The following is a 328-nucleotide window of genomic DNA, read 5'->3' as shown; positions in this document are numbered from 1 at the left end:
GACGGTGAAGTGCTGCAGGTGACGGCCACCGACGCGGCAGGCAACGCCTCCACCGCCAGTAACCTTACCGCGCCGGACATTGACGGCGGCGATACCACCCCGCCTGAAGCACCGACCAATCTGGTGATCGGCCTTGCCGGCAGCCAGCTCAGTGGTCGAGGCGAAGCCGGCACTACCGTGCAGGTGCGTGACGCGGCCGGCAACATCCTCGCGACCGGTACCGTCGCCGCGGATGGCACCTTCACCGCCACCCTGAATCCTGCCGTGAACGACGGCAGCACCTTGCAAGTCACCCTCACCGATGCCGCCGGCAACGTATCCCAACCGG

At 67.4% G+C, this 328-nt stretch carries 1 protein-coding gene; it reads left to right on the top strand.

Features of this window, described 5'->3' with window-relative positions; translation table 11 throughout:
* Positions 1–328 (top strand): Ig-like domain-containing protein (locus ACTJJN_RS27070; protein ID WP_440781808.1); only part of this gene is annotated, 328 nt, incomplete at both ends.

The organism is Pseudomonas sp. 22515 (genome assembly GCF_052044625.1).
Lineage (GTDB): Bacteria > Pseudomonadota > Gammaproteobacteria > Pseudomonadales > Pseudomonadaceae > Aquipseudomonas > Aquipseudomonas alloputida.
This window is presented reverse-complemented; position numbering and strand designations above follow the sequence as displayed.